At 64.1% G+C, this 1130-nt stretch carries 1 protein-coding gene and 1 pseudogene; both read left to right on the top strand.

The features are described from left to right. A partial coding sequence (locus tag AC1DX0_RS36210) for an aspartate carbamoyltransferase catalytic subunit (RefSeq protein WP_477359346.1) occupies positions 1–943 on the top strand: 943 nt, incomplete at its 5' end. Next, positions 940–1130: pseudogene (locus tag AC1DX0_RS36205) on the top strand (dihydroorotase); the annotation flags it as partial. The gene AC1DX0_RS36210 and the pseudogene AC1DX0_RS36205, both read left to right, overlap by 4 nt.

Genomic DNA, 1130 nt, shown 5'->3' with positions numbered 1-1130 from the left:
ACTCTACCCTCACCGCCATCTTCTGGGCATCAGCGATCTTTCGCCTGCCGACATCGAGCTTTTGCTCGACAGGGCGGATCGGGCCGTCGCGATTTCGCGGCAGTCCGAGAAGAAAACCTCGACGCTGCGCGGCCGCACCCAGATCAACCTCTTCTACGAAGCCTCGACCCGCACGCAGTCCTCGTTCGAGCTGGCCGGCAAGCGGCTCGGCGCCGATGTCATGAACATGTCGGTGGCAAGTTCGTCGGTGAAGAAGGGCGAGACGCTCATCGACACGGCGATGACGCTGAACGCCATGCGGCCCGATATATTGATCATCCGCCACCAATCGGCGGGTGCCGCAGCCCTTCTGGCCCAAAAAGTCGGCTGCTCCGTCGTCAATGCCGGCGACGGCGCGCACGAGCATCCGACACAGGCGCTGCTCGACGCGCTGACCATCCGCCGTGCCAAGGGTCCGCTGTCGAAGCTGATTGTCGCGATCTGCGGCGACATCCTGCATTCACGCGTGGCGCGCTCCAACATCATGCTGCTCAACGCACTCGGCGCACAGGTTCGGGTCGTCGCGCCTTCAACGCTGCTGCCGTCCGGCATCGAGAAAATGGGCGTCATCGTCACGCGGTCGATGGCCGAGGGCCTCAAGGACGCCGACGTGGTGATGATGCTGCGCCTGCAGCGCGAGCGGATGGAAGGCGCTTTCGTGCCATCGGTGCGCGAATATTTCCGCTATTTCGGCCTCGATGCCGAAAAGCTGAAGGCCGCCAAGGACGACGCGATGGTGATGCATCCCGGCCCGATGAACCGCGGCGTCGAGATCGCCTCGGAAATCGCCGACGGTCCGCAAAGCGTCATCCAGGAGCAAGTGGAAATGGGCGTCGCCGTGCGCATGGCGGTGATGGAAGCGCTGCTCGACCCCCGCCGTAATCAAGAGGGCAGCGGCGCATGAGCACGACGGTCTTTGAGCGCGTCCGCATCGTCGACCCCTCGCGCGGCATCGACGAAGTCGGCGCCGTCATTGTCGATGGCAAGAAAATCGTTGCGGCCGGCAAAGCGGCGCTGAACCAGGGCATCCCCGAGGGCGCAACTGTTGTCGACTGCGCTGGCAAGGCGATCATTCCCGGCCTGATCGATGG

The organism is Mesorhizobium sp. P3_A9, from assembly GCF_056402975.1.
Note: the sequence above shows the minus strand (reverse complement) of the source record. Positions and strands in the feature narration are given on the sequence as shown.